The sequence below is a fragment of the Halorubrum hochsteinianum genome, from assembly GCF_023702125.1.
In the GTDB taxonomy this organism is placed as follows: domain Archaea; phylum Halobacteriota; class Halobacteria; order Halobacteriales; family Haloferacaceae; genus Halorubrum; species Halorubrum hochsteinianum.
Genome location: NZ_CP098415.1, coordinates 1,080,305 through 1,103,202, shown reverse-complemented (window position 1 = coordinate 1,103,202; position 22,898 = coordinate 1,080,305). Strand labels below are relative to the sequence as shown.

The following is a 22,898-nucleotide window of genomic DNA, read 5'->3' as shown; positions in this document are numbered from 1 at the left end:
TTGTAACGGAACGAAGTGATTGAATTACGAAACGACCGAGTCGATCGGTCGCCACGCCCGCCTTACAGCGCGTTCTCCAGCGCCGACGCGACGCTCCGCGCCTTCTCGGCCAGCGGCTCGGGGACCGTCCCGGCCGCGACCGCCTCGTCGAGTTCGTCGTCGTCGACGCGCTCGACGGTCCCGTCGGGGCGTTTCACCACGTCGACGTGGAGGTCCACGTAGCGAGCGGCGTCCGGGAACACCTCCACGGGCGTACAGACGTTGACGTAGGTCCCGCTGACGGTCCCGTCCCGGCCGCGATAGGTCGTCGGGTACCACCAGCGCCCCTCCTTCAGGCTCGTCTCCGCCACGTCGCCCGCCTCGCGGTCGACGCCGAGGCCGTCGTAGGTCCCGCCGCCGGTCATCTCGCGCTCGACGGTCACGGTGCCGTCGGCGTCCACGCCGGTGACCGTCCCCTCGCCGAGGGTGATCAGCCGGCCGTCGGGCTTCCCGTGGTCGATCCGGAGCGCGTCCCCCTCGCGCGGGCCGAACGCGTCGCTCACGACCGCGAACGGGAACGCGGCGTCGGGGTCGGGGTCGCAGAGGGACTCCGCGAGGTCGACCCCGGCCGAGGCGTCGGACGACCCCGCCTTCACGCGGTGGTGGCCCGGCATCGTCGCGGTCGCGGTCCGGCGCGCGTCGTCGAGCCCGAACCGGCTCTCCCGGCCGAACCAGGCCCAGACGCCGGCGTTCGGCGCGGCGGTCGGCGCGTCGCGGAGCCGGCTCCGGTCGTCGAGGACGCCGAGGGCGGACCCGCCCGCGGGACCGTCTCCGTCGCCGTCCTCGATCACTCCGCTCCCCTCGCCGCCGCCGGTCGCCGCGCGCAGCGCCTCCGCGGCCTCGACCGCGTCGTCGAGTCCGGCAGTCAGCGCCTCCGTGTCGGCGTCGACGGCCGGCGGCCGCCACACCGCCCGCCACCCCTCCGGCGGTTCGAGGCCGAGCAGGTCGAGCATCCCCGACAGCTCACGGGCGGCCTCGTCGCTCCGCGCGTCGACCCGCGTCCCCGACCCCGGTTCGAGCGCGACGAGGTCGCCGCCGACCCGCAGCTCCCCCGACAGCTCGGGGCGGCGGTCGGTCCACGGCGCGGCCGACTCGCGAACCTGAACCCGGACGGGGTCGCCCGTCTCCACGCGGGCGTCGACGTCGCCGTACGGCAGGTACCCCTCGGGAGCCCCCGTGGGCGCGCCCGCCCCCTCGGCCCCGTCGCCGACGCGGAGCCGGACCACCGCGCCGCCGCCGAGCGTCTCCGTCACCTCGCCGTCGAGGACGGTCCCGGGCGGGGTCGGGTCCGGCCACGCGAGCGCGTCGCGGCCGGCGTCCGTCAGCAGGTCCCGGACCGCCTCGACCGCGTCCGGATCGCCGCTCGCGGCGACGCCCTGCCGGTCCGCGCTCGTCTCGATCCGGACGTCCGGCGGCTCGGTCCCGAACGCGGCGTCGAACCGCCGCCGGATCGGCGGCGAGGCGTCGACCACCTCGTGGCCGGCGTCGAGCAGGCGCGCCGTGAGCGCCGTGGCGTAGATGCCGCGGACCCGGACCCGCGGCATCGTCACAGCGCCTCGCGCTCTCGCGCGAACCGGACTCGGTCGTTCACCGTGTCGCCGAGCGAGAGTTCGACGACCGCGGGCTCGGCGTCGGTAGACCCGTCTCCCGCCTCGGACTCCCGGAGAATCCGACCTCCCTCGACCGGGACGCCCCAGCCGTCGAGCGAGAGGTAGCCGCGGAGGTCGCTCCCGTGGGTGAACAGGTCGACCCCGGCGGTCGGGTGCTCCTGGATCGTCGCCGCGCTGTGAGCCATCTCCATGTCGGAGTAGTAGGGGCCGTCGGGCGCGAAGAAGTCCGTCAGCGCCTCGGCGTCGGCCGCGACCAACTCCGCGACGCGGTCCGAGGCCGCCGCGATCTCGTCGGTCTCCAGCCCGGCCTCGCGGAGCGCGCGCTGGGTCCGCTGGTCGAAGTGCATACCCCGCCTTCGTGCGCCGCGGTTTCAACGCTGTCGACCGCGCCGCCCCCGGGCGGCGCGACCGTCCCCTCCCCGCCCCCGATGCGACCGTCGCCCCGCGCCCACCGGTTAAGTCACCGGGGGCCGAACCGACGCCCATGCCAGCAGACGAGGACCCGATCGCGTCCCGGGCCGACGACGACCGCGACCTCTACGACGTCGCGACGTGGGAGGAGCGGACCTCCCTCGACGGGCTGTCGGTCGCGCTGTACTGGCTGCTCACCCGCTCGGCCAAGGCCGGGCTCCTCCTCGTCGCGCTCCTGATCCTCCTCGCGATCCTCGGCTCGTTCGGGCTGGGGCTGCTCTTCGACCCCGCCATCGCGGTCCTCCTCGGCCTCTCCGTGATCCCCGCGCTCGGCCTGGCGGCGTACGTGTACGTCTCCGACGTCACGACCGCCGAGCCGCTGTCGCTCCTCGTGGCGACGTTCCTGCTGTCGATCCTCACCGCGACGTTCGCGGCGGTGCTGAACGACGTCCTCCAGCCGTACTTCCGACCGTTCGGCTTCCTCGGACTCGTGCTCTTCTTCTTCGTCGTCGTCGGGCCGGTCGAGGAGTCGGTGAAGCTGCTCGCCGTGCGGCTGTACGCGTACACCGACGCCCGGTTCGACGCCGTCATCGACGGGGCCGTCTACGGTGCCATCGCCGGTCTCGGCTTCGTCGTCATCGAGAACCTCGTGTACATCGCCCAGAACGTCGAGCTCTCGGAGCTGACGGTCGGCGTCGCGGCGCTCGGAGCCGGCGACGGCATCGCGGCGCTCCGCGCGCTCGCGGGACCGGGTCACGTCATCTACTCGGGGTTCGCGGGCTACTACCTCGGGCTGGCGAAGTTCAACCCTGGGAACCGCGGCCCCATCGTCGTCAAGGGGCTCGTGCTCGCGGCGGCGATCCACGGCCTGTACAACACTCTCGTCGGACCGGTGACGGCCGTCGCCTCGGGGCTGTTCGGCGTCCCGCAGGTGCTCGCGCTGTTCGGGTTCGTCCTCGTCTTCCAGGGCGCGTTCGGCTACGTCCTCCTCCGGAAGATCCGCCGGTACCGCGACACCTTCCTCGAGACGCGCGACGCGGTCGACCCCGGGGTCGAGCCGGAGCTGGACGAGTTCGAACAGTAGCCCGGAACTCCGCGTAGCCGCCCGTCCTTCCGGCCTTCCGCCGTTACGGCGGACTCTCGACCCGCGACCGGTCGCCGGTCCCGCCCGTCAGCGCGCTCGCGAGGGCCCCCTTCACGACCACCTCGTCGCCGAGGTCGGTGAGCCGCACCTCCGGCACGTTGATGAACACCATCTCCGGGAGCTTCTCGCGGATCGGATCGAGGACGCGGTCGGGGTTGTTGAGCGCCACCGCGCCGCCGACGCTCACGACGAGCGGCGCGTACGCGTGGATGACGTTGGCGATGCCCATGGCGTTCCAGTGGGCGACCTGATCGATCACGTGGTCGGCGAAGGTGTCCTCGCCCGCCGCCTCGAACACGTCGACCGCGGAGAAGTCGGGATCCTCGACCGGGAGGCTCGTCTCGATCGGGTCCTCCTCGTACAGTTCGCGGGCGTACTCCGGGATGTTGTTGCCCGAGCAGTACCCCTCCCAGTGGCCGTCGAGCCCGCACCCGCAGGTCATGAACCCGTGCGGGTCGACGGTCATGTGGCCGACTTCGCCGGCGTTGCCGTCCCACCCCGAGAGCACGTTGCCGTCGACGGCGACCCCCGCGCCGATCCCCGAGGAGATGGTGAGATACACCATGTCGTCGGGGTTGCGCTCTGAGTGGAACCGCTCGCCGATGACGCCCGCGATGGTGTCGTTGTGGAGGTACACCTCGTCGGTGTCGAGCAGTCGGCCGACCGGGCCGACGAGCGGGATGCGCTCGACGGTGTCCGGGAGGTTCGCCGGTCTCTGGACGACCCCCTCCGCCAGGTCGAGCGGGCCGATCGAGCCGACGCCGGCCGCGACCGCCTCGCTCGGCGCGATCCCCGCCTCCGTACAGGCCCCTCGGATCACCTCCAGGACGGCCTCCGTGACGGCGATGCCGTTCGGCCCCCGCGGGGTGCCCCGCGACGCGGAACCGAGGATCGCCGCGGTCCCGTCGCCGACGACCGCCCGGACGTTCGTCGCCCCGAGATCGACGCCCACGTAGTACATCGGGTGTAAGCGCGGACCCGTCTCACTTAAGCGGGGCGCTTCGGGCGGTCGAGCGGGGGTGAAAAAACCGACTCGTCACCGCGGAATCGCCTTACGACGCGGTCTCGTGGACGAACGTCACCGGGCACGGGGCCGACAGCATGACCTCCTGCGCGACGCTGCCGAAGACGGCCTTCCCGGTCGGGGAGCGCCGCCGCCCGCCGACGACGACGCGGTCGGCGTCGAGGCTGTCGGCGGTCTCGACGACCTCGTCCGCGAGGTCCCCGACCGCGCCCCGGACCGAGTGCCGGACGCCCGCCTCCGAGAGCGCCTTCGAGAGCGCGCGGGTGGTCGAGTGTCGCTCCGCGACGGCGTCGGGCGTCGAGCCCTCGGTCCCCCGTTCGACGCCGAGCTTCTCCCGGATCCCGTCGAACTCAGACCCGTCGAACACGTGGGTCAACACGACCTCGGCGTCCGCCGGCTCCGCGACCGCTATTATCTCGTTCGCGAGCCGTTTCGCGCGCTCCTCGTCCTCGGTACCGACCGCCAGTACGACCGTCTCGATGCTCATACACGCACTTCGCTCCCGCGTAACTTAACCGTGGCGAAGTTTTGACTCAAATCTGAATAAACATTTAGTCAATCGATCCTGACAGTCCGGGCGTCGCCGACCCCCTCGTCTCCGACCGGCTCCGGTCGGGCGGACGCGCCGCTGTCGGAGCGACGTTCCGCCTCGGCGGTCGGCCGCGGGCGCGACCCCCGAAACCGATCGGTAGTCGGGGGCGTCGGAAACCGGGCGGTAGCGAGGCGTGAGAAAGCGTGCGGTGACGGACCTGCGCGAGCCGTTCAGTAGTCGGGGGCGTCGTCCTCGACCTCGCGCTTCAGCGAGTCGCGGCGGGACTTCGCGTCGCGACCGGTCGCCTCCAGCAGGAACTCGTTTTTCGCGTCGACGGCGTCCGCGGCGGCGTCGGCGTTCCCCTCGGCGATGACCTCTTCCGCGGGCCGCTCCTCGAAGTGGACCGCCAGCTTGTCCTTCTTGCTCCCGTACTCGGCGGCTCCGGCGACGATCCGCTCGAACACCGGGTTGTCGGGGTCCTCGACGATGTACAGTTCGTGGCCGTCGTACTCCTCGGTGCCGGTGACCTCGCCGAAGTACTCCTCGATGGACCCCTTCAGGTCCGGCATTCGGTCGTCCAGATGCTCGCCGCGGCGCATCTTGTACTGCTTCATGCCGCGACCGTTCGACAGGCCGGCGTAAACCAGTTTCGTCACGGCCGCTCGCCGGGCTCGGCCGCCGACGCGCCTCTTTTATTCCGACCGTGGCCGTCGGAGTGTCGCCGCTCGACCGCCACCCCGCTACCGCGGGCGCTCGTCGACGTACCCGCGCTTACACTCGGGGCAGATGTCGCCCGCGCGCATGGAACTCCCGTCCGCGGCCCGGACCATGCCGCACTCCGGACAGTAGTACTCCGTCGGCTCGTCCCCGCCGGCGGTTTCCAACTCCGGGCTCTCGCCGCGAGTGATCCCGGTTCCGCCCTCGCCGCCGGCGTCGAACGAGACCGCCTCCGCGTCGTCGGGGGCCTCGACGTACTCCGTCTCCGCGGACTTCGCCGACTTCGCGTCCCCCTCCGCCGCCTCCGGCGTGAGTCCGCCGCCGAACTCCACGTCGGCCTCGCCGCCCTCGCCGACCTCCGCGCTGAACCCCTCGTCTTCGCCCCCGTGGTCCGGCCAGGCGGTCCGGTCGTCGCCCTCGGCGTCCCCCTCGTCGACCGACGGCCACGCGCCACGTTCCCGGTCGTCGGGCGACCCCTCCTCCTCGTCGAGGATCACGCCGTCGTCGGCCTCCGCGTCCGGATCGCCGGTCGACCCGGACTCTGGACCGGCGTCGGCCCCGGTCGAGTCGCCGACTTCCGGGCTATCGCCCGCGTCCAGAAGCTCCGCCTCCTCGTCCGCCGGGTCCGGTCCCCGCGACGGCCCCGGATCGTCGGCGGCGTCCGACCGGCCGGGCGCGCCCGCGCCGACGGTTCCCGGTTCCGCTCCGGTCTCGGCCGACCCGGTCTCCCCGCCGTCGGACGGTCCCTCGTTGAGGATCACCGCGTCGTCGCTCCCGGCCCCCGGCTCCTCGTCGAGCGTGATCCCGTCGCCGCCGCTCGCGCCGCCCGCGCCGACGCCGTCCGCGTCGGCCTCCGGGGCGTCGCTCCCGCCCGGCGTCGCCGACGGTCCGCCCGCGGTACCGGGGTCGGTTCCGCCCGACGAGCCGGCCCCGCTCGCCCGGTCGGTACCGCCGGCCGCGTTCGCGGCTGCCTCGTCGGCCAACTGCTCCATCGTCGTCACCTCGGTATTCTCGCTGACGATCTGCGTCTCGCCGCAGCGAGCGCAGGTCTTCACCTCCTTGACGGTCGTGACGACCTCGTCGCCGTCCTCCTCGCGTTCCCGCCGGAGTTCGGGTTCGCCGAAGTCGTGTCCGAGCAGACACCTGAGTCCCATTGTGCCACCCTGCGGTGCCGAGGGTAAAAAACGCCCCGTCGGCGTCCGACGCTCGGCACACGACCGTTTCGGGAGGTCGCGGACCGTTCCGAGGCGACGCGGCCGGACCCCGACGGTTCGATCGCCGCACCCCGGGACACGGTTCGCGTCCCCGGGACACAGGCTCTTTTGTGGATCGCCGCTGTACCGTGACCCACATGCCTACTGTATCCTATCAGGGCGAGGAGATCGAATGCGAGAAGGGCGCGAACCTACGCGACGTGCTCAAGAAGGCCGGGCTCTCGGTGTACAACGGGAAGATGGAGCAGCTCAACTGCCGCGGTGCGGGGTCGTGCGGCTCCTGTGCTGTCCAGGTCGAGGGCGAGGTCAGCGAGCCGAGCAAGAAGGAGCGCGCCCGCCTCTGGCTCCCGCCGCACCACCCGAACCACGACGTTCGCCTCGCCTGCCAGACCACGGTCGAGGGCGACGTCGAGGTGACGAAGGGGCGCGGCCTCTTCGGCCAGCACATCTGAACGCGCGGAGCGGCGCTCGACGGGCTCCCGATCCGTCAGCGAGGACTCTCACTTGTCACGAACGACGCACCCGCGACGAGCGGCGCGCTGGTCGGGAATAAAATACGGCCGCGGCGGACGCGAGCCCGCGACGCGGACGAAAACGCTTGGTACCGTGTGTCAGAGTCGCGTTCGGCGTCAGCCGGACCGACCCACCTTCTCGGATCGGCTTACTGCCGAACGACGTTGGTCGCGCGGGGGCCCTTCTCGGAGGACTCGATGTCGAACTCGAGCTCCTGGCCCTCTTCGAGGTCCGGGCCGCCGACGTCTTCCATGTGGAAGAACACGTCGTCGTCCGCGTCGTCAGTCTCAATAAATCCGTAGCCGCCAGTGTCGTTGAAGAAATCAACCTTTCCGGTCGCCATTGCGAATAGAGGGAGGCCCCCTTCGGGGATAAGGATTGCGAGTGTACAGTTACCACGTGGCTCTGTGAACGATCGTATTGGTGAAAAGCGCACATATCGGGACACAACTGACCGTATGACGGATACTGGAGTCATTCACGCCCGATGTTTCACCGTCTCCGAGGAAACTCTTCGACGCCGAAGCCCTTTAACGCCGAGGTTTATGAGTCCGGCCGCGAAAGCGTCTTGCGTGTCACACGCACGCAGCGCCGACGGTCCCGCGCTCGCGCTCCGCGAGAACGGTCCCGCTCTGCTGGTCCCCGCGGCGTGGGGCGTCGCCGCGGGGGCGGTCCTCGGCGTCGTCTCCGGGCGCGCCCTGTTCGTCGCGCACGTCGTCATGAGCGTCCTGCTCGTCGGTTTCGTCGCCGCCTCCTGGCGCGACATGGCGACCGGCGTCCTCCGCGCGTGGAAGCTGGTGATCCTCGCCGGGACGCCGGTCACGCTCGCGGGCGTCGCCGGCTTCCTCGCGCTCGACGGGACCGTCCCGGCGCTCGCGGCCGCCCTCCCGGCGGACGCGGCGCTCGCCGTCGCCTTCTACGGGTGGATGCTGCTGCCCGCCCCCGCGTTCGTCTACACGGGCCTCCGCGACTCGTCGACCTCCCGCTCGACGATCCACCACGCCGCGGCCGCGTGTTCCGTCGCCGGGGCCGGCGTCGCCGCGCTCGCCGGCTCCGCGACCGGCACCGTCGCCGGGGTCGCGCTCGTCGGCGTCGGTCAGACCGCGGGGATCCTCGCGGCGACCGCGCTGTACTGACAAGAATATACCGGGCGTTCCGTACCGGGCGTTCGGTACCGGCCCTTCCGGACCGGCCCCTCACTCTCCCGTTCCGTCCAGCGCCCGCCGGAGCGCGCGCCGGTGGAACGCGACCGCCTCGTCGCGGTCGACGGGCGGATACCGCGGGTTCGTCACCACGCCACCGCCGTCGACCGCGGCGCTCGCGACGGCCGCCGCCCGGTGCGCGCGCCCGACCGGCGGCATGGGGGCGACCGACTCGTAGCCGTCCCGGAACGCCCGCCGCAGCGGGTCGGTCTCGGCCGCGGGCACGTACCAGTCGACCACGAGGTGTTCCGCCTTGGCGACGGAGACGCCCGGCGGCGCGGCGAGCGGTGCCTCCCAGTCGAGGACGGCCGTCACCGCGCCGTCCGCGACGAGCGCGTTTCCGGGCCGGAAGTCCCACGGGAACAGTCGCGGCGCGGCGTCGGTCCCCGTCGGCTCCCGGAGGGCGTCGTCGAGCGCGCCGCGGAGGTCGTCGAACTCGGCCGGGAGCCGCGCCGCGTGTCGCTCGCCGAACCGCCGGAGCCACTCCGCGGCGTCGACCGGATCCCGGACGGACAGCACAGAATCGCGTCCGCGCGCCGCCTCCGCCTCTGACTCGGTTCCTGCCCCCGACTCGGCGCGCTCACCGACCGCGAGCCGGCCGCAGCCGTCGAACCGGAACGCCTCGTGGACCTCGGCGAGGTACCGGCCGAACGCCCGGGCTGTCTCCCGTTGGTCCGCCGGACCGAGGTCGACGAACGCCTCGTGGAGGTCCCGCCCCTCGACGAGCGGCGTGACCATCCATCCCGTCCCGTCGACGACGCCGTCGCCGAGGGGCCGAGGGACGGGAACGCCCGTCCGCTCGCCGACCGCCGCCAGCAGCGCCGCCTCGGTCCGGACCGCCCCCGGCGTCGCGGAGCGCTGAACGACGACCGGGTCGGCCGCGTCGAACCGGACCACCTCCGTCCGCTTCCGGTTCCCCCGCCCCAGCGGTTCGACGCTCGTCGGCGTCGCTCCCGGTCGGGTCTCGGCGAGGGCGCGCTCGCGGACCGCGTCGCTCACGCGTCGGCCCCCGCCTCGGTCCCGGAGTCGCACGTCAGCAGCGCCGCCAGCTCGTCCAGCGAGTCGAGGACGTAGTCCGGTCGGTACGGGGTCGCCGCGTCGTCGGGCTCCGCCCGCAGCCACGCCGACCGGAGGCCGGCGTTGTGCGCGCCGGCGACGTCGTACGAGAGCGAGTTGCCGACGTACAGCGTCTCCCCGGGGTCGACCGACAGGGCGGCGGTCAGGCGGTCGAACGGCTCGACGTGGGGCTTCCGGCGCGGCAGGTCGCCCGCGTACACGATCGCGTCGACCCGGTCGGCGAGCCCGAGCGCCTCGATCTTCGCCCGCTGCCGCCGCTCGGGCCCGTTCGTGAGGATTCCCACGGGCCCCGCCGACGCCGCGGCCGACAGCGCGTCGACCGCGCCCGGGAGGTACGCGACGCGCGAGTCGTCCGCGACCGACTCGAACGCCTCGGCGAGCGCGATCGGGTCGACGTCGCGCCCGTGCCGGGCCGCCAGCCGCGCGAACCCCGCGCCGAGGTAGCCGACGCGGTCGTCCGGGTCCGGCGCTCCGTCGAGGAGCGGCCACAGTTCGTCCGGCTCCCCGAACGGCTCGACGCCGGCCGCCTCGAACGCCCGCCCGTACAGGTCGTCCACGTCGTGGTCGTGGCGGCACAGCGTGTCGTCGAGGTCGAACGCGACCGCTGAGAACCGGCTCATACCGGATCGAACGCCCTGCGCGGCGAAGTCCGTTTCGGCGACGCGCCGTACCCCCGACGATGCCCGACCCCGAGGACACCCACGACTGCGAGACCTGCGGCGCGACCGTCGCCGTCGCGGACGCCCGCCGCTCCGAGCCGTTCGGCGACCTCGACCCCGGAACCTGGCAGACGCTGAGCTGCCCGCACTGCGGCGACCGGCTCGCGACCGTCTTCGTCGGCGACGAGTGAACCGCGTCCGTCCGCGCGGCTCCGACACCCGATCGAAACCCATGTTACCACCCAACAATATCTACGGCTCCGGCCCCTAACTGTCGTATGGTCGATTTCGGCACGGTCTATCTGGTCGCGACCGGCGCGGCGCTGCTCCTCGCGCTCGGCGTCGGCCTCCGGGTCCTCGTCGGGATCTTCCGGGACGGCCGCGAGCGCAGCCGAAAGCGCCGCGAGGGGGAGATCGACCGGTACACCGAGGACCCCGTCTACGACCGCGACCCGCCGGATCCGGACGCGGACGGCGGGACGCCTTCGACCTGCCCGCAGTGCGGCGCTGAAAACGAGTCGGAGTTCACGTACTGCCACGAGTGCGCCGCGCCCTTGGGTCCCGGCGGGTGACGGAACCGGGGCGACCGATCTCGCCGTCGCTCACGGGTTCAGAGTATGCCGCCTCCTCGATTTGAACTCACCGAGCCGGTCCGGCGTGCTCGCTTCGCTCGTCTTCCGAGCCCCCGCTCGCTGCGCTCACGGGGACGGGGGACAGCTCGATCTTCGGTCGGAACTCTCGAATCTGAACCGTGCGAAAAAGCCATGCCGCCTCCCCGATTTGAACACCGGAAGACGTCGCTTCGCTCGTCTTCCGAGCCCCCGCTCGCTGCGCTCGCGGGGACGGGGGACAGCTCGATCTTCGGTCGGAACTCTCGAATCTAAACCGTGCGAAAAAGCCATGCCGCCTCCCCGATTTGAACGGGGGACAGCTCGATCTTCAGTCGAGTGCTCTCCCAGTCTGAGCTAAGGCGGCTCGCACTCGCATCAACGCCGATTCGAGACAAAAGGATTTCGAAAGGCCGCGGACGGATCCCCCTCGCCCCCCTCGCGTCGCTCGAATCCGGTCCGAATCGGTCGGTTCACTCGACGGTATCGGACGATATCGCCGCCGATCCGGGGCGACGGCGCGGATCGCGGCTTCCGCAATGACCCCGTCTCTCGCGCCCCTCCGATCCGTCGATGTCATCGCACGACCACGACGATCACGATCACGACGATCACGACACCCACCACGACCACCTCGAAGCCTCGGTCGACGACCGCGACGACTGGGCGCGCCGCCGCCGGAAGGGTATCCCCACGGACAAGAACCTCCTCGTCGTCGCCTGTATGGACGAGCGCATCCCGATCGAGGACGCGCTCGACATCGACCTCGGCGACGCGCAGGTGTTCCGCAACGCCGGTGGCAAGGTGACCGACGACGTGATCCGCTCGGCCGCGCTCACGACGAACTTCTTCGACACCGACGAGATCGTCGTCATCAACCACACCGACTGCGGCATGATGAGCGCCCCCGACGAGGCGATCCGCGACGGCCTCGCGGCGCAGGCCGGCGACCTCGACGAGGCTGATCTGGACCCCTCCCTGCCCGAACTCATCATCGGCGACGCCGACCTCCTCGACTGGGTGAAGATGACCGACGACATCGACGCGGCCTGCGCCGCGCAGGTCGAGTACCTCCGCGAGTCGTCGTTCATCCCGGACGACACCACCGTCTCCGGCTACGTCTACGAGGTCGAGTCCGGCGAACTCCGCCGCCCCGACGAGCGGATCGCCGAGGAGATCAGCGAGCGACGGGCCTGAGCGCTCGACGAGGCGACCCCCCCGCCGCACCGCCCGAGGTGTGACGTTTTTATGCGCCCGCGGCGAACCCCGTCACAGATGGACCGAACACGCGCGCCCGCGTTCGAGGGAGGTGATGCCGGTGGGCGCTGACGGCGATTCGGCCGCCGGGTCGGACGGCGCGCCACGGACGACCGACGACGGAGCCGCGCCCGTCGTCGCCGGGTTCTTCTCCGGTTGCGGCGGACTCGATCTGGGTTTCGAACGGGCCGGCTTCGACGTCGCGCTCGGGAGCGACCAGTGGGAGCCGGCCGCCGAGACCTACCGCCGGAACTTCCCCGACGTGGAGTTCGTCGAGGAGGACGTCCGCGAACTCGACGCCCCGGCGATCCGCGAGTCCGTCGAGCGCGCCGGCTACGACCCCGGCGGGATCGACGTGGTGATCGGCGGCCCGCCGTGTCAGGGGTTCAGCCGGCTCAACAACGAGCAGATCGAACTCGACGAGATGGAGAAGGACCGCCGGAACACGCTGTTCGAGGAGTTCCTACGCGTCGTCTCCGTCCTCGAACCGCAGCTGGTCCTGATGGAGAACGTCCGCGACCTGATCAACCGCCAGACCAGCGACGACCGGTACGTGAAGGACCTGATCGTCGACGAGTTCGCGGCTCACGGCTACAAGTGCGAGTACCGGGTGCTGGAGGCCGAGCAGTACGGCGTCCCCCAGAAGCGTCGCCGGATCTTCTTCATGGGAACCGACCGCGACGTGCCGATCCGCTTTCCGGAACCGACGACGCCGGAGGGGAGCTGGCGCACCGCCGGCGAGGCGCTCGCGGACGCGACCGACGACCTCCCGAACATGACGTACGCGAACACGCAGGAGAAGACGCTCGAACGCATCCGCCACGTCCCGCCGGGCGGCTACTACCGGGACCTGCCCGACCGGCTGAAGACGAAGAAGTACCGCTGCGACTGCGAGGACACCGACACCTGCCCCCACGAGCCGGAAATCGTCAAGCGGTACGGCACGTATCTCCGCCGGCTCGATCCCGAGGAGCCGTCGCTGACCGTGAGCACCAACGTCTTCATCCACCCGAGCGAGGACCGCTACCTCACCCCGCGGGAGATGGCGCGGCTCCAGACGTTCCCCGACGAGTTCGCCTTCGAGGGGACGAAAACCGACGTTATGAAACAGATCGGCAACGCGGTCCCGGTCCGACTGGGCGAGGAACTGGCCCACCAGATCCGGGAGTACTTCCCCGAGGTCCGGGACGCGTCGCCCGCCGACCCCGACGTGTACGAGCAGCAGTCGCTCACCGACTTGGCCTGATCCCCCTCACCGCTCGCCACCCGATCCCCCCTCGGTCGACCCCGCGACCGAGCGGCCCGGCTCCTCTCCACCGCCCGCGAACTCGGAGACAGCGGCAACGTTCGCCGACCTTCGAGAGCCCGGAGGGGACGCACAGCCGCCGGTGGCTTATTCCGCCCGCCCGCGAATCGCGGGTAGATGACGAAAGCAGCACTCATCGTGTACGCCGATACGCAGGAGAACGAGGACCTCGGCCGCGTGGTCAACGCCATGGAAGCCGTCCGGGAGTTCGACGAGGCGGGCGACGAGGTGAAGCTCATCTTCGACGGTGCCGGGACGCGCTGGATCCCGGAGCTGAGCGACGAGGACCACGACTACCACGACCTGTACGACCAAGTCGACCAGCACGCGGAGGTCTGCGAGTACTGCGCGAACGCCTACGAGGTTACCGACGCGGCCGACGAGGCGGGCGTCGAGCGCGTCGACGAGTTCGACGGCCACCCGAGCATCCGCGACCTGGTCGTCGACGGCTACGAGATCGTCACCTTCTGAGCGGAACCGGGCGTTCCGCTCGCCGGCGTTCCGCCGTTTCTGTTCGAAGCCGTTCGCGGCCGCGGCGCTCACGATGTTGTTCGCGCCGCAGAGCGGGACCGCCCGGATTCGAACCGGAACCGGACGTGCTCGCTCACTTCGTTCGCTGTGCGCGACCGGTAGGGTTCGAATCCGCTCTACTGCTGCTGCTCGCGGTATCGCTCGCAGCAGCAGGATGGGACCGCCCGGATTCGAACCGGAACCGGACGTGCTCGCTCACTTCGTTCGCTGCGCGCGACCGGTAAAGTTCGAATCCGCTCCAACGCTGCCGCTCACGAGGTGTTCGCGACAGCGATGGGACCGCCCGGATTCGAACCGGGGTCACGGGCACCCAAGGCCCGGAGTATACCACTAACCCACGGTCCCGCACCCGTCTTTACCCCGAAGAGCCGCTAAAGGGTTTCGTTGCGCCTCTCTCACTCCTCGTCGTCGCGCCGTTCGAGGTCGGCGACGATGTCGTAGGGGTCGGTCCCCTTCCGCACCGAGTCGAGGATGAAGAACGCCTCGTCGGGCGCGAGGAAGTGTCTGGTGACCCCCCGACCCAGCGGCGTCGGCTCGAAGCCGTCGATGAAGTTCCACTCCAACAGCTTCCCGAGCGCGTGTTTCGTGGGGACCTCGCCGATCATGCGGTCGTTGAGCCGCTTGGCCTTCTTGCCCGCCACGACCACGTTCGCGAGCGTCTCCTCGGCGCCCGCGGTCTCGTCGTAGTGGGTCGCCACGTCCTCCATCTCGCCTTTCAGGAGGGTGAACGCGACCTCGTCTTCGGTGCGGTCCATCGAGCCGTGGTAGACCCCGTCCGGCTCGACGAGGAGGTAGACGCGGCCGCGGTCGTGGTAGTCCGGCCGCCCGGCGCGCCCGAGCATCTGGGAGAACTCCTGGACGGAGAGCCACTCGATCCCCATCGCCAGCGAGTCGAAGATCACCTGCGAGGCGGGGAAGTCGACCCCGGCGGCCAGCGCCGCGGTGGTGACGACCGCCGAGAGGTCTTGGTTCCCGAACTGCCGCTCCACCTTCTTCCGGCGGCCGTAGTCCAGCCCGGCGTGGTACGGCGCGGAGTCGTACCGGAGCTTGCGGCTGATCTCGTGACAGCGCCGCCGCGAGTTCGTGAAGATGATCGTCTGCCCGCGGTACCCCTTCGACGACTTCGTGTCGAACTCCCGTTTGACGAGCTTGTCGGCGATCTGTGCCTTCTCGCGGCTGTCCGCGAACGTGACGTGGCGCTCGATGGGGACGGGGCGCTCCTCGTACTCGATGAGCGTCGCCCGGAGCTTCTTCGCGAGCCACTCCGGGTTCCCGACGGTCGCCGAGAGGTAGACGAACTGGGTGCCGTCGTACCCCGAGTGCGTCTCCATCCGGTTCTCGCTGTAGTACTTCAGCCGGGAGATGAGCCCGTCGAGCCGGTGGCCGCGCTCGCCCTCCTTCAGCGTGTGGACCTCGTCGATGACGACCGTCCCCACGTCGCCGAGGTCCTTCCCGGTCCGGAGCGCGTGGTCGATCCCCTCGTAAGTCCCGACGATCACGTCGGCGTGCGGGTCGAACCGGTTGCCGTCGTCGTTCACCCGCGAGGAGCCGACCCGGATCGACACGTCGAGCAGGTCGCCGTACCGGTCCTCGAAGTCCTCGTGCTTCTGGTTGGCGAGCGCGACGAGCGGGACCAAAAAGAGGAGCTTCCCGTCCCCCTTCAGCGCCCGGTCGATCCCGGTCAGCTCGCCGACGAGCGTCTTCCCCGTCGCGGTCGCCGACACGACCAGCTGGTCGTCGCCGTCGAGCAGGCCGTTCCGCACGGAGAGGCTCTGGACGGGGAGAAGCTCCTCGAACCGCCCCTGGAGCTTCGCGGACAGGTCCGGATGGAGGTCCAAGTCCTCGGTCCGCACGGGACTCACGTCGTCGACGTTCGCCGACACCTCGTCGTACTTCGTGAGGTCGGGGTCGAGCCCGCCCTGAAGCAGGCTCACGATCCGGTCCAGATCGCCGGACTCGTACAGCAGCTCTTCGAGGCGCTCCTCGGCCGCGCCCGTGAACTCGCCTTTGTACGACAGCTCCCGCTCCAGCTCCCGGCGGGCGCAGTCGCGGCAGATCAGCTCGCCGTTGTGTTCGATCGCGTCCTCGCTCGTGATCGGTCCGTACCGCCCGTCGCTCGCGCAGCGCCGGCAGGTCCGGACCGCCGTCGCCTCAAGCTGGTAGCCGTCGAGCATCTCCTTCAGCCGCGCCCGGTTCTCGGGGGAGGTCTGCTCGGAGATCCGGATGCGGTCGGCCGCCCGGGCGAGGTCGACGAACTCGTCCGGCTGGCGGGGGTGGTCCTCGCCGTCGCGGATCACGCGGAACTTCCCCGGACGCGGGCCCGCGGAGGTCTCCTTGAGTTCGAGCCGCCCGCGGAGCACGCGGTTGCCGTCGCGGTTCGCGACGACGGTGTAGTCGCTCCGCGACTCGTGGAGGAACAGCGTCTCGACCTCGGCCAACTGCTGTGACACTGCCGTTCGGTACGCGAGCGAGGTATTTCAGGAGTTCGGCTCGGGGGTCACGATCGGGGCGCGCCCGCGACGGCGGCGGCTACGCGGAACGGTCGCACGGAGAAGAACCCGCCTCACGGACGGGGGTCGCGTCGTTATGAGACGAGCAGTTTCTCGCCGCGCTCGACCGTGATCCGGCACGGCGGGGAGAGCTTGTTGTACGCGCGGCGGAACGCCTCCTTCACGACGGGGGCCTGATCGACGTCGCAGTACGCCGTGAACACCACGTCGTCCTTGCTGAGCCGGGCCGCGGTGCCGACCGGCTTCCCGAACGCCTGCCGCATCCCGTCCGAGACGCGGTCCGCGCCGGCACCAGTCGCCTGCTTGTTCTCCCGGATGACCTGGTGGGGGAACTTCCGGAGGGTCATCTTGTAGTTGCCCTCGCCGAGCTCCTTGATCAGGTGGCGGTTCGCCGAGAGGCGCGCGCTCTCAAGCGAGCCGTGTCGCACCTGAAGCTCCTCTTCGACGCGGAGGCTGATCTGGACGGGGTAGTCGTCCGGCTCCGCGGAGAGGTCGCCCATGTTGTGCTGCGCGATCTTCGAGCCGGGGATGCCCGTGATGTACTCGCGGCGGGTGTACGACGGCTTGTCGATCGTCCGATACATAGAGGCGGGTTTGTCAGACATGGCTACTTGTCCGATGTAGCCGCCGCTGCGGCGATAAAGCCTTCGATAGCGAGGCGTTCCCGTCGGCCCGTTCGACCGCGACGAGGCTGCTCGCCCCGGTCACGACCCGTGTTGACACGCCGGTCGGCTCACTCGGCCGGCGTCGGTTCGAGCGCGACGTGGTCGAAGCCGCGGTCCGCGAGGCGCTCCGCGGCCCGGGCGGTGACCGACGGCGCGACGAGAATTCCGCGGACCGCGGGGGAGCCGCCGGTATCGGTCGCGGCGTCGGCTCCCAGTTCCTCCTCCAGCGCCCGCACGTACCGCGCGAGCTGTCCCACGGCGTCCGGGCCGACCCGGCGGCGCTTCAGCTCGACGACGACCGGCGTCTCCTCGGCGTCGACCCCGAAAATGTCCATCGGCCCGGCGCTGGAGGGCCGTTCCGTCTCCCGCGGTTCGAACCCCTCCTCGACGAGTGCGGGGCGCTCCAGGATCCGGGTCCGGAGGTCCTCCTCGCTGCCGTGGAGGTCGAGGTCGCGGCCCCCCGTCACGCCCATCGCGGAGAGCTGGTGGACGTCGGCGAAGCGGACCGTCAGCGTCTCGTCGGGGTTCGACCGCGTCGAGACCACGCGCAGCCGGCCGTCGCGGACCGCGGCGCGGTGTTCCGACCCCGGCGGCTGCCAGTTCACCGGCTGGCGACCCTCGTCGGTGTGAACGAGGGCAGCGCCGTCCGGCTTCAACACGAGCAGGCGGTCGCCGGGGCCCAAGTCCGAGGCGGCGCGGCCCTCGTACGAGACCGTACAGCGACCGAACACGCTTACCAGGTCGCCGCGCTCGAAGGCGTCCTCGAGCTCCCAGAGGGTCTCGCGGTGGCTCGGGTCGTGGACGCTCGTGACTGTCACTGGGGGCCGTAAGCGGCCGCGGCTGAAAAAGGGCGCGCGCCGGCGAGGGGCGCGCGGGCGGACGCGGGTCGAGTCTGAGCCGGACGGCGTCTCAGTCGCCCCGTCGCGACACCGCGACGCCGGCGACGAAGAGGACCGCGCCGAGCGCGAACGCGGCGATGCGGAGCGTCGTGTCCGAGACGAGGAATCCGGCCAGAACCGAGACGCCGAATCCGGCGTGAAGCACTGCCGTGAGGTTCATACGATTGGTACGGCCGCGCCGCACAAAAGCCGGTCGAACCGGTCCGGGCGGGCGGCGGGCGGGGTCCGTCCCGCCGAGCCGGCTCCCGGTGGGTCGGTGTTACGTCCCGTGCTCCCAGCTGCCCATGTACTCGCGCTGCTCGTCGGTGAGGTCGTCGTACTCGACGCCCTCGGCGGCGAGCTTGATGTCAGCGACCTCGCGGTCGAGCTCGTCGGGCACGTCGTGGACGCCGGCGTCGTACGCCTCGCCGTTGGCGGCCAGTTCGCGGACGACGACGGCCTGAACGCCGAAGCTCTGGTCCATCACCTCGACCGGGTGGCCCAAGGCGATGGGCGCGGCGAGGTTGACGAGCCGCCCCTCCGCGATGACGTTCAGGACGCGGCCGTCTTCCATCTCGAACCCCTCGACGCCCTCGCGGACCTCGTAGCGGTCGACCGCGAGCTCGTCGAGGTGATCGAGGTTCACCTCCACGTCGAAGTGGCCGGCGTTCGCGAGGAGGACGCCGTCGTTCATCGCCTCGAAGTGCTCGCGGGTGATCACGTCGCGGTTGCCGGTCGTCGTGATGAACACGTCGCCCTTCGCCGCGGCCTCCTTCATCGGGAGCACCTCGTACCCCTCCATGTGGGCTTCGAGCGCCTTCCGCGGGTCGACCTCGCAGACGATGACGTTCGCGTTCTGCCCCGACGCCTTCTTCGCGACGCCCTTCCCGCACTGGCCGTAGCCGCCGACGACGACGTTCTTCCCGGCCCACGAGAGGTTCGTCGTCATCGCGATGGTCGCGAGCGACGACTCGCCCGTGCCGTGGACGTTGTCGAACAGCTGTTTCATCGGCGTGTCGTTCACGGCGAAGACGGGGTAGTGGAGCTCGCCGTCGGCGTCCATCGCGCGCAGGCGGTCGACGCCGGTGGTCGTCTCCTCGGCCCCGCCGACGATGGAGTCGATCAGGTCCGGGTACTCCTCGTGGACCAGCTTCACCATGTCCATCCCGTCGTCGACGGTGATGGTCGGCTCGTGGGCGATACAGGCGTGCATCGCGTCGTAGTACTCGTCGTCGTCGACGCCGCGGACCGCGTAGGAGGTGATCGACTTGTGGGCGTCGAGCGCCGCCGACACGTCGTCGTGCGTCGAGAGGGGGTTACAGCCGGTGATCGCGACCTCGGCCCCGCCCTCGGCGAGCAGTTCGACGAGGTTCGCGGTCTTCGCCTCGACGTGCATCGCCATCGCGATCGTCTCGCCCGCGAGCGGCTGCTCGTCGGCGAACTCCTCGCGGAGCGCGTTCAGAATCGGCATGTGTTGGAGCGCCCAGTCCATCTTCCGGCGTCCCTCCTCTCGGGCCGCTTCGACGTCCGAGAGGTGCTGTGACACCGGCGGATACGCGGTCTCGCTCATACCCCGTGGTTCGCTCACGGCGCACTAAACCCTGCCGACACCGGACCACGCCCCGAAAAAAGACTGCCGTCAGTCGTCGTCACCCGCGCGATTGCGCGGGCGGTCGCGTCGCGTCGTCAGTTACCGCCCGGACCTCCGGCGTGGTCCGGCGGGCCGCTCTCGCCGTCCTCGTCGTCTTCGTCGTCGTCCTCGTCGTCGTCATCGTCGTCGTCATCCTCCTCGTCCGCGTCGTCTTCCTCCGCGTCCTCCTGTTCGGTGTCGTCCGCTTCGGTCTCGTCGTCCTCGGCGTCGTCACCGTTCGGGCCGGCGTGGTCCGGCGGGCCGCGCTCGCTGTCGTCGCTGCCGTTGCCGACGCCCTCGGGCGCGTTGCCGGGCGCGTCGCTGGCGTTGCCGTCGTCGCTGCCGTTGCCGGCGTGGTCCGGGGCGTTACCCGGGTTGTTCTCCGTCGCGAAGTCTGAGACGGCCCCGCCGATGCCGCCGTCGCGGTCGCTGATGTTCTCGATGAAGTCGCGCATCAGCTGGCCGAACGGCGTCCCTTCGAGGGCGTCGTCCTCGCCGGCTGTCAGCTCGACGGTCGTCGAGACGGTCTCGTTCTCGTAGCTCGCGCTCACGTCGACGCTCACGTCCTCCTCGCCGGCCGGGAGCTCGACCGTCCCGTTCGCGTCGGTCTCGTACTCTCCCGTCCCCGCGTACGAGGCGTTCTCGTCGGCGTCGTCCGCGAGGGCGACGACGACCGTCGCGCCCTCGACGGGGTCGTCGTCGTCGGTCACGGTGACGACCGGCTCGCCGTCGGTGTCGGCCACGTCGAGTTCGAGCCCGTCGGGGGCCTCCAACTCGACTGTCTCCGAGACCGAGTCGTCGCCGTACTCGGCGGTGACGGTCACCGTCACGTCCTCCTCGGCGGCGGGGAGGCCGACGGTTCCGTTCTCGTCGGTCTGGTAGTCGCCCGTGCCCTCGTAGGAGGCGTTCTCGTCCGCGGTCGTGACGGTCACCGAGGCGTTCTCGGCCGCGGTGTCGTTGTCGGTCACCGTGACGACCGGTTCGCCGTCGGTGTCGTCGACCGCCAGTTCGAGGCCGTCAGGGGCTTCGAGGTCGGCCGTCGTCGAGACGCTGTCGTTCCCCGAGGTGACCGCGATGTCGACCGTTACGTCCTCCTCGGGCGCTTCGAGGTCGACGGTACCGTTCGCGTCCGTCTCGTACTCGCCCGCTCCCGCGTACGACTCGTTCTCCGCGTCGACCACGCTCACGTTGACCGTGGCGTTCTCGACGGCGGTGCCGTTATCGGTCACCGTGACCGTCGATGTCCCGTCCGCGTCCGTCTCGACGCCCACTTCGAGGTGGCCGTCGGCGGCCGCGACGCCCGTCATCGCGCCGAGGGCGACGACCGCGATCAGCAGCACACTGGTGATGCGTTCGTTCATGTCCACTCGGGTCCAATCCCTGTTACCGTATAAAAAGAGAAGTCCGTTAACGCGGTTTAATTCGGTTTGCATTCGGTTTAACGGCGCTGAGGCGTCCGTCTTGGTCTATCGGGGGTTCGGCGGCGGTTTCGCCCCCGATCGCCCCGGATTCGGGGGCGGTTCAGCCCCCCGCTGCCGGTCGCGCGCGCCGCGCCGCGTCCGCTCGTTCACAAACGGACGCTGACTGACGATCGGACGCTGGCCGTCGACTCCTGACGGACACCGCCGAAGCCCCAGTCGCGAGGCGGGCGCACGCTCGCTGTGCTCCTCGTCGCTCGCGTTACTCGCTCCTGCGGTGCTTGCTTCGCCTGTGCCCGCCTCGCGACTGCCCCTTCGAATCCCGCCCCGCACAGCAACCGCAGCCTCACGCCTCCCCAGCCTCGTCGCGGCCGCTTAAAAGCGGCCGCGACTCCCTCGCGCGTGCGACTCGCGCCCTGCGGGCGCTCGTCGGCACGCGCCACCGCGAGGGCTCTCCGTATTTAAACCCCGTCGGGCTACGGCTCCGACGGCCGCCTTTCGCCTCTCCTCACTCCGCCGCGTCCACGCGATCGACGAGATCGGCGGCGGCCTCCGCGGCGCGCTCCTGGACCGCCTCGGCGTCGAGCGTCAGCACCTCGCGGTCGCGCATGAGGATTTCGCCGTCGCACACCGTGTGGCGCACGTCGCCCCCGCGGGCCGCGTACGCGAGGTGCGAGACGGGGTCGTGGACCGGCGTCAGGTGCGGCGCGTCGAGGCCGACGACCGCGAGGTCCGCGGCCGCGCCCGCCTCGATCCGGCCGCCGGGGAGGTTCAGGGCGTCCGCGCCGCCCGCCGTCGCCATTTCCACGACCGCCTCGGCCGGGACCGCGCTCGCGTCGTCCGCGGCCAGTTTCCCGATCATGGCGGCGTCGCGCATCTCGTCGAACACGTCGAGGTCGTTGTTCGAGGCCGCGCCGTCGGTGCCGAGCGCGACCGTCACGCCCGCCTCGCGGAGCCGCTGGACCGGGGCCATCCCGCTGGCGAGCTTCATGTTCGAGGCCGGGCAGTGGACCACCGCGGTCCCCGCCTCGGCGAGCCGGTCGACCTCGCCCTCGTCGACGTGAACGCCGTGCGCGAAGAAGTCGTCCGGGCCGAGCGCGTCGAGCGACTCCGCGTACGCGATCGGTCGCTCGCCGCGCTCGTCGACGATGGGGTCGACCTCGTCGGTCGTCTCGTTCGCGTGGAGGTGGACCGGAACGTCCGCCTCGCGCGCCTCCGCGACGCCCTCGCGGAGGTACTCCTCGCCGACCGTCGTCAGCGAGTGCGGCATGAACGCCGTCCGGATCCGGCCGTCCGCGGCCCCGTCGAGGTCGCGGGCGACCGCGAGGCCCTCCTCGACGTCCGCCCGGGCGTCCGCGTCGTCTTTCCCTACGGTGACGACGCCGTGGCCGAGGCGCGCGCGCAGCCCCGCGCGGTCGACGACGTCCGCGACCCGGTCCGTCTCGAAGTACATGTCCGCGAACGCGGTCGTCCCCGAGCGGATCATCTCGACCGCGCCGAGCGCCGCGCCCGCCTCCACGTCGTCGGGGGTCAGCTCGGCCTCGGCCGGCCAGATGTCCTCGCGGAGCCACGGGTCGAGCGGCTTGTCGTCGGCGTACCCGCGTAAAAGCGTCATCGCGACGTGCGTGTGCGCGTTGACGAGCCCGGGGATCACGAGCGAGTCGGAGGCGTCGAGCGTCTCGTCGGCGGTCGCGCCGACGGCGTCGTCGACCTCGTCCGGCGGCCCGACGGCCCGGATCGTTCCCTCGTCGCGGTCGACCGCGACGTCAGCCCGCTCGACGCGTCCGTCGGGTCGAAGCACCCGTCCGCCGGCGACGCGGAGGTAGTCCATGTCCGCCCGTTCCGCCCCCCGAACCAAACGCCTTCGGTTCCCGCCGCCGGCCGCTCGCCGCCGCCGCGCCGCGACCAGTCCCGCGAGGCCGCCGCCGTCCGAACCTTCTTGCCCGCCCGCGG

24 protein-coding genes and 2 tRNA genes are annotated in these 22,898 nt (G+C 71.0%); 8 read left to right on the top strand and 18 right to left on the bottom strand.

Annotation, left to right across the window (positions count from 1 at the left end; translation table 11 throughout):
- Positions 1-62 precede the first annotated feature (62 nt).
- Positions 63-1,583 carry a ribonuclease FAU-1 family protein gene (locus tag NAF06_RS05415; RefSeq protein ID WP_049908669.1) on the bottom strand — a complete coding sequence of 507 codons (1,521 nt, stop codon included), beginning with the start codon at positions 1,581-1,583 and terminating at the stop codon, positions 63-65.
- A 2-nt stretch (positions 1,584-1,585) separates the two neighbouring features.
- Positions 1,586-1,996: a DUF7532 family protein gene (locus tag NAF06_RS05410; protein ID WP_008582920.1), complete on the bottom strand. Its 411-nt coding sequence runs from the start codon at positions 1,994-1,996 to the stop codon at positions 1,586-1,588.
- Between the two features lie 137 nt (positions 1,997-2,133).
- On the opposite strand from NAF06_RS05410, the gene NAF06_RS05405 reads away from it, so the two are divergent.
- Complete coding sequence (locus tag NAF06_RS05405; RefSeq protein WP_008582918.1) at positions 2,134-3,144, top strand: PrsW family intramembrane metalloprotease; 1,011 nt, start codon at positions 2,134-2,136, stop codon at positions 3,142-3,144.
- A gap of 43 nt (positions 3,145-3,187) precedes the next feature.
- Here NAF06_RS05405 and NAF06_RS05400 read toward each other — a convergent pair whose 3' ends face one another.
- From NAF06_RS05400 to NAF06_RS05385, 4 genes are all read right to left on the bottom strand, one after another.
- Complete coding sequence (locus tag NAF06_RS05400; RefSeq protein ID WP_008582915.1) at positions 3,188-4,165, bottom strand: ROK family protein; 978 nt, start codon at positions 4,163-4,165, stop codon at positions 3,188-3,190.
- 91 nt (positions 4,166-4,256) lie between these two features.
- On the bottom strand, positions 4,257-4,715 hold the full coding sequence (locus NAF06_RS05395) for a universal stress protein (protein WP_006629223.1): 459 nt from the start codon (positions 4,713-4,715) through the stop codon (positions 4,257-4,259).
- Between the two features lie 275 nt (positions 4,716-4,990).
- The gene (locus NAF06_RS05390; RefSeq protein WP_008582912.1) at positions 4,991-5,374 is read right to left on the bottom strand and encodes a DUF5611 family protein; all 384 of its coding nucleotides are present in this window, start codon (positions 5,372-5,374) and stop codon (positions 4,991-4,993) included.
- A gap of 126 nt (positions 5,375-5,500) precedes the next feature.
- The gene (locus tag NAF06_RS05385; RefSeq protein ID WP_008582909.1) at positions 5,501-6,631 is read right to left on the bottom strand and encodes a DUF7093 family protein; all 1,131 of its coding nucleotides are present in this window, start codon (positions 6,629-6,631) and stop codon (positions 5,501-5,503) included.
- 197 nt (positions 6,632-6,828) lie between these two features.
- On the opposite strand from NAF06_RS05385, the gene NAF06_RS05380 reads away from it, so the two are divergent.
- Positions 6,829-7,143 carry a 2Fe-2S iron-sulfur cluster-binding protein gene (locus NAF06_RS05380; protein ID WP_008582907.1) on the top strand — a complete coding sequence of 105 codons (315 nt, stop codon included), beginning with the start codon at positions 6,829-6,831 and terminating at the stop codon, positions 7,141-7,143.
- 209 nt (positions 7,144-7,352) lie between these two features.
- Here the strand turns inward: NAF06_RS05380 and NAF06_RS05375 are convergent, their stop codons facing one another.
- The gene (locus NAF06_RS05375; protein WP_004599158.1) at positions 7,353-7,547 is read right to left on the bottom strand and encodes a cold-shock protein; all 195 of its coding nucleotides are present in this window, start codon (positions 7,545-7,547) and stop codon (positions 7,353-7,355) included.
- Positions 7,548-7,749: 202 nt separating this feature from the next.
- On the opposite strand from NAF06_RS05375, the gene NAF06_RS05370 reads away from it, so the two are divergent.
- Positions 7,750-8,340 carry a hypothetical protein gene (locus NAF06_RS05370; RefSeq protein ID WP_049908668.1) on the top strand — a complete coding sequence of 197 codons (591 nt, stop codon included), beginning with the start codon at positions 7,750-7,752 and terminating at the stop codon, positions 8,338-8,340.
- Between the two features lie 60 nt (positions 8,341-8,400).
- On the opposite strand, the gene NAF06_RS05365 is transcribed toward NAF06_RS05370, so the two are convergent.
- A complete protein-coding gene (locus tag NAF06_RS05365) occupies positions 8,401-9,405 on the bottom strand; it encodes a phosphotransferase family protein (RefSeq protein WP_049908667.1) in 1,005 nt (334 codons plus the stop codon).
- Positions 9,402-10,103 (bottom strand): HAD family hydrolase, encoded by a 702-nt coding sequence (locus NAF06_RS05360; RefSeq protein WP_008582900.1) that lies wholly within the window; start codon positions 10,101-10,103, stop codon positions 9,402-9,404. The genes NAF06_RS05365 and NAF06_RS05360 overlap by 4 nt, the downstream gene beginning before the upstream one ends.
- A gap of 59 nt (positions 10,104-10,162) precedes the next feature.
- Here NAF06_RS05360 and NAF06_RS05355 point away from each other — a divergent pair, with 59 nt between their 5' ends.
- Together NAF06_RS05355 and NAF06_RS05350 are read left to right on the top strand one after the other, a co-directional pair.
- A complete protein-coding gene (locus NAF06_RS05355) occupies positions 10,163-10,333 on the top strand; it encodes a hypothetical protein (protein WP_008582897.1) in 171 nt (56 codons plus the stop codon).
- An 87-nt stretch (positions 10,334-10,420) separates the two neighbouring features.
- Entirely contained in the window at positions 10,421-10,714 is a 294-nt protein-coding gene (locus tag NAF06_RS05350) for a DUF7577 domain-containing protein (RefSeq protein WP_008582895.1), read from the top strand.
- A 329-nt stretch (positions 10,715-11,043) separates the two neighbouring features.
- Here NAF06_RS05350 and NAF06_RS05345 read toward each other — a convergent pair.
- Positions 11,044-11,117: transfer RNA gene (locus NAF06_RS05345), tRNA-Phe, on the bottom strand.
- Between the two features lie 206 nt (positions 11,118-11,323).
- Here NAF06_RS05345 and NAF06_RS05340 point away from each other — a divergent pair.
- The 3 genes from NAF06_RS05340 to NAF06_RS05330 all read left to right on the top strand — a co-directional run bounded on the left by NAF06_RS05340 (position 11,324) and on the right by NAF06_RS05330 (position 13,784).
- Positions 11,324-11,947 carry a beta-class carbonic anhydrase gene (locus NAF06_RS05340; RefSeq protein WP_008582892.1) on the top strand — a complete coding sequence of 208 codons (624 nt, stop codon included), beginning with the start codon at positions 11,324-11,326 and terminating at the stop codon, positions 11,945-11,947.
- Between the two features lie 115 nt (positions 11,948-12,062).
- Positions 12,063-13,253 (top strand): DNA cytosine methyltransferase, encoded by a 1,191-nt coding sequence (locus tag NAF06_RS05335; RefSeq protein WP_008582890.1) that lies wholly within the window; start codon positions 12,063-12,065, stop codon positions 13,251-13,253.
- 177 nt (positions 13,254-13,430) lie between these two features.
- Positions 13,431-13,784 carry a DsrE family protein gene (locus tag NAF06_RS05330; RefSeq protein WP_008582888.1) on the top strand — a complete coding sequence of 118 codons (354 nt, stop codon included), beginning with the start codon at positions 13,431-13,433 and terminating at the stop codon, positions 13,782-13,784.
- Between the two features lie 334 nt (positions 13,785-14,118).
- On the opposite strand, the gene NAF06_RS05325 is transcribed toward NAF06_RS05330, so the two are convergent.
- From NAF06_RS05325 to NAF06_RS05290, 8 genes are all read right to left on the bottom strand, one after another.
- Positions 14,119-14,189: transfer RNA gene (locus NAF06_RS05325), tRNA-Pro, on the bottom strand.
- Positions 14,190-14,239: 50 nt separating this feature from the next.
- A complete protein-coding gene (locus NAF06_RS05320) occupies positions 14,240-16,294 on the bottom strand; it encodes a DEAD/DEAH box helicase (RefSeq protein ID WP_008582886.1) in 2,055 nt (684 codons plus the stop codon).
- A 134-nt stretch (positions 16,295-16,428) separates the two neighbouring features.
- Entirely contained in the window at positions 16,429-16,959 is a 531-nt protein-coding gene (locus tag NAF06_RS05315) for a 50S ribosomal protein L16 (RefSeq protein ID WP_008582884.1), read from the bottom strand.
- A gap of 128 nt (positions 16,960-17,087) precedes the next feature.
- Entirely contained in the window at positions 17,088-17,837 is a 750-nt protein-coding gene (gene nucS / locus NAF06_RS05310) for an endonuclease NucS (protein ID WP_008582882.1), read from the bottom strand.
- Positions 17,838-17,928: 91 nt separating this feature from the next.
- Positions 17,929-18,078 carry a hypothetical protein gene (locus NAF06_RS05305; protein WP_008582880.1) on the bottom strand — a complete coding sequence of 50 codons (150 nt, stop codon included), beginning with the start codon at positions 18,076-18,078 and terminating at the stop codon, positions 17,929-17,931.
- A gap of 99 nt (positions 18,079-18,177) precedes the next feature.
- Entirely contained in the window at positions 18,178-19,467 is a 1,290-nt protein-coding gene (locus NAF06_RS05300) for an adenosylhomocysteinase (RefSeq protein WP_008582878.1), read from the bottom strand.
- A 116-nt stretch (positions 19,468-19,583) separates the two neighbouring features.
- Positions 19,584-20,888: a hypothetical protein gene (locus tag NAF06_RS05295; RefSeq protein ID WP_049908673.1), complete on the bottom strand. Its 1,305-nt coding sequence runs from the start codon at positions 20,886-20,888 to the stop codon at positions 19,584-19,586.
- A 565-nt stretch (positions 20,889-21,453) separates the two neighbouring features.
- Positions 21,454-22,776, bottom strand: a complete 1,323-nt coding sequence (locus NAF06_RS05290) for an amidohydrolase (protein ID WP_008582875.1) — start codon at positions 22,774-22,776, stop codon at positions 21,454-21,456.
- Positions 22,777-22,898 lie beyond the last annotated feature (122 nt).

Excerpts from the sequence above, each read along its gene's own strand:
- NAF06_RS05415 (WP_049908669.1), bottom strand. The coding sequence starts at position 1,583 with ATGCCGCGGGTCCGGGTCCGCGGCATCTACGCCACGGCGCTCACGGCG.
- NAF06_RS05410 (WP_008582920.1), bottom strand. The coding sequence starts at position 1,996 with ATGCACTTCGACCAGCGGACCCAGCGCGCGCTCCGCGAGGCCGGGCTG.
- NAF06_RS05405 (WP_008582918.1), top strand. The coding sequence starts at position 2,134 with ATGCCAGCAGACGAGGACCCGATCGCGTCCCGGGCCGACGACGACCGC.
- NAF06_RS05400 (WP_008582915.1), bottom strand. The coding sequence starts at position 4,165 with ATGTACTACGTGGGCGTCGATCTCGGGGCGACGAACGTCCGGGCGGTC.
- NAF06_RS05395 (WP_006629223.1), bottom strand. The coding sequence starts at position 4,715 with ATGAGCATCGAGACGGTCGTACTGGCGGTCGGTACCGAGGACGAGGAG.
- NAF06_RS05390 (WP_008582912.1), bottom strand. The coding sequence starts at position 5,374 with ATGAAGCAGTACAAGATGCGCCGCGGCGAGCATCTGGACGACCGAATG.
- NAF06_RS05385 (WP_008582909.1), bottom strand. The coding sequence starts at position 6,631 with ATGGGACTCAGGTGTCTGCTCGGACACGACTTCGGCGAACCCGAACTC.
- NAF06_RS05380 (WP_008582907.1), top strand. The coding sequence starts at position 6,829 with ATGCCTACTGTATCCTATCAGGGCGAGGAGATCGAATGCGAGAAGGGC.
- NAF06_RS05375 (WP_004599158.1), bottom strand. The coding sequence starts at position 7,547 with ATGGCGACCGGAAAGGTTGATTTCTTCAACGACACTGGCGGCTACGGA.
- NAF06_RS05370 (WP_049908668.1), top strand. The coding sequence starts at position 7,750 with ATGAGTCCGGCCGCGAAAGCGTCTTGCGTGTCACACGCACGCAGCGCC.
- NAF06_RS05360 (WP_008582900.1), bottom strand. The coding sequence starts at position 10,103 with ATGAGCCGGTTCTCAGCGGTCGCGTTCGACCTCGACGACACGCTGTGC.
- NAF06_RS05355 (WP_008582897.1), top strand. The coding sequence starts at position 10,163 with ATGCCCGACCCCGAGGACACCCACGACTGCGAGACCTGCGGCGCGACC.
- NAF06_RS05350 (WP_008582895.1), top strand. The coding sequence starts at position 10,421 with ATGGTCGATTTCGGCACGGTCTATCTGGTCGCGACCGGCGCGGCGCTG.
- NAF06_RS05340 (WP_008582892.1), top strand. The coding sequence starts at position 11,324 with ATGTCATCGCACGACCACGACGATCACGATCACGACGATCACGACACC.
- NAF06_RS05335 (WP_008582890.1), top strand. The coding sequence starts at position 12,063 with ATGCCGGTGGGCGCTGACGGCGATTCGGCCGCCGGGTCGGACGGCGCG.
- NAF06_RS05330 (WP_008582888.1), top strand. The coding sequence starts at position 13,431 with ATGACGAAAGCAGCACTCATCGTGTACGCCGATACGCAGGAGAACGAG.
- NAF06_RS05315 (WP_008582884.1), bottom strand. The coding sequence starts at position 16,959 with ATGTCTGACAAACCCGCCTCTATGTATCGGACGATCGACAAGCCGTCG.
- NAF06_RS05305 (WP_008582880.1), bottom strand. The coding sequence starts at position 18,078 with ATGAACCTCACGGCAGTGCTTCACGCCGGATTCGGCGTCTCGGTTCTG.
- NAF06_RS05300 (WP_008582878.1), bottom strand. The coding sequence starts at position 19,467 with ATGAGCGAGACCGCGTATCCGCCGGTGTCACAGCACCTCTCGGACGTC.
- NAF06_RS05295 (WP_049908673.1), bottom strand. The coding sequence starts at position 20,888 with ATGAACGAACGCATCACCAGTGTGCTGCTGATCGCGGTCGTCGCCCTC.
- NAF06_RS05290 (WP_008582875.1), bottom strand. The coding sequence starts at position 22,776 with ATGGACTACCTCCGCGTCGCCGGCGGACGGGTGCTTCGACCCGACGGA.